This is a genomic window from Sphingomonas sp. 66-10, from assembly GCF_001897045.1.
Classification (GTDB): Bacteria; Pseudomonadota; Alphaproteobacteria; order Sphingomonadales; family Sphingomonadaceae; genus Sphingomonas; species Sphingomonas lycopersici.
This window is the reverse complement of the sequence record NZ_MKRR01000137.1, coordinates 137,017-139,385: the sequence shown is the minus strand read 5'-3', so window position 1 is coordinate 139,385 and position 2,369 is coordinate 137,017. Positions and strand designations below refer to the sequence as shown.

General features: G+C 69.0%; 2 protein-coding genes (1 of these 2 running past the window's edge). Both read left to right on the top strand.

From position 1 onward, the window contains the following. Window positions 1-1,819 carry the 3' portion of a YadA family autotransporter adhesin gene (locus tag BGN95_RS19100; RefSeq protein WP_502688319.1) on the top strand. Its footprint begins 98 nt before the window's first position, so the window shows 1,819 of its 1,917 coding nt (coding positions 99-1,917); its start codon lies beyond the left edge, outside the window; the stop codon is at window positions 1,817-1,819. A 25-nt stretch (window positions 1,820-1,844) separates the two neighbouring features. After that, window positions 1,845-2,270 carry a hypothetical protein gene (locus BGN95_RS19095; RefSeq protein ID WP_286773695.1) on the top strand — a complete coding sequence of 142 codons (426 nt, stop codon included), beginning with the start codon at window positions 1,845-1,847 and terminating at the stop codon, window positions 2,268-2,270. Window positions 2,271-2,369: the final 99 nt, after the last annotated feature.

Sequence of the window (2,369 nt, the reverse complement as noted above, 5' to 3'; positions counted from 1 at the left end):
CACCCAGACCAACGGCGACGGCATCCGTTATGCCCGCACGAACGAGAGCGGGCTCGCGGCGACCGACGCTTTCGCGCAGGGCGTGGGATCGACCGCGCTCGGCTATCAGGCGCAGGCGGGTGCAGCGAATGCGGTCGCGCTCGGGCGCGGGGCACAGGCGACGGTGGACGGGTCGCTGGCGCTCGGCACCGGCTCGGTCTCCGATCGCGCCTTGGCGCCCGGCATCGGCCAAATCCCGGCCGGGGTCGGCTATGTGCCGTTCAACACCAACGACCAGACCTTGCTCGGCGCGCTTTCGGTCGGCAGCGCCGGATCCTACCGACAGATCATCAATGTCGCGGACGGGACGCAGGATCAGGATGCCGTCACGCTCCGCCAGTTGCGCGGCGCCTTGTCCTCGTTCGCGGTGACGCCGATCGAATATTTCCACGCCAATTCGACGGCGGGGGATTCGCTTGCGGTCGGGCAGGAATCGGTCGCGATCGGGCCGCGCACCGTGGTCAACGGCAATAACGGGATCGGGATGGGCAATGGCGCGATCGTCCAGGCGACCGCGCCGGGCGGCACCGCGATCGGCCAGAATGCGCAAGTGGCGCAGGCCGACGGCATCGCGCTCGGCACCGGCGCCCAGTCGAACGGGATCCAGTCGGTCGCGATCGGGGCGGGGGCGACCGCCAACAATTCGGGCAGCGTCGCGCTCGGCGCGGGGGCGGCGACCAGCGTCGGCTCGCAAACCGGCTACACCGCTTACGGCCTCGCGGCGCCGCAGAATTCGGCGGGCGAGGTGTCGGTCGGCACCGCGGGTGCGGAGCGCAAGGTGACCAATGTCGCGGCGGGCTCGGCGGCGACCGATGCGGTCAACGTCAGCCAGCTTCAGGCGGTCGACGGCAAGGTCACCCAGGTGGCGAACAACGTCACCAATCTGGGCGACAGCATCGCCAACAGCTTCGGCGGCGGCTCGACCTACGATCCGGGCACCGGGACGGTGACGACCCAGCTCAATGTCGGCGGCACCACCTATAACAATGTCAACGATGCGTTGCAGGCGGTCGGCGCGACCGCGAGCGCCGGGTGGAACATCCAGGCCAATGGCGGCCCCTCGACCAATGTCGGGTCGAACGGCACGCTCAACGTCACCGCCGGTGCGAACACCGTGGTGACGCTGAGCGGCAACCAGCTGCAGATCGCGATGGCCGACAACCCGACGTTCGGCGGGATGGTGACCGCCAATGGCGGGCTGACGGTCGGCGCGAACACGACGGTCAACATGGGCGGCAATGTCGTGCACAATGTCGCGGCGGGCGCGGTGAACGCCGGTTCGACCGACGCGGTCAACGGCGGGCAGCTCTATCAGGTGCAGCAGGTCGCCAACAATTCGGTGCAATATGACGCCAACCACAATTCGGTGACGCTCAACCCCGGCGGGGCGGCGGCGACGATCCATAATGTCGCGGCGGGCGTCGCGCCGACCGATGCGGTCAATGTCCAGCAGCTCAACGACGGCCTTTCCAAGACGCTGCAATCGGCCAATGCCTATACCGATGCGCGGGTCGCGGGGATCCAGTACGACCTCACCCAGGTACGCCGCAATGCCAACGCCGGGACGGCGGCCGGGCTCGCCGCGGCGGGGATGCCGCAGGCGTTCGAGCCGGGGCGCGGGATGCTGGCGTTCGGCGGGGGCACCTACCAGGGGCAATCCGCTTTCGCGATCGGGCTGTCGCGCGTGATGGACGACGGCAAGACCGTCGTGAAGGCCGGCGCGACCTATGACACCCAGCAGCATGTCGGCGCCAATGTCGGCGTCGGCTTCCAGTTCTGACCGCTCGTATTTTCAGGAGGACATGATGATGCCGAAGCTCCTCGTCGCGCCGCTCGCGGCCGGACTTGCGCTCTCCCCGGCGGTCGCCGCGGAGCAGGCCCCGGCCGCCGCACCCTTCGTCGGCCGGGTCGATCCCGCCATTTTCCACAAGACCCCGCTGGAAGAGCGCAAGATCGGCGCGACGGTGGACCCCGCCGCCGTCAGGCTGATCACCCCGGGGGTCGACAAATTCACGATCTATCGCCTGATCGGCCCGCCGCATTTCATGGAGGGGATCACGCGCCGGTGGAATTACGTGCTGTTCTTCCCGGTCGCGCCCGGCAGCGTCGAGCGCGTGCGCTGCCGCGTCGAGATCCGCTTCATCCGCGAGCGCGGCCATTATGACGTCACCGTCTCCGATGTAATCTGGCAGGATCAGGCCTGCGCGGACCGGGTTGCGGCGGCGCGCTGATTGAGGGAGAGGCGGCGTATGCGACCGATCGGATTCATCGCCGCCTCGATGCTCGCCTGTGTGGCGGCGCCGGCCCCGGCGCAGACCTTCGGCCCGCCG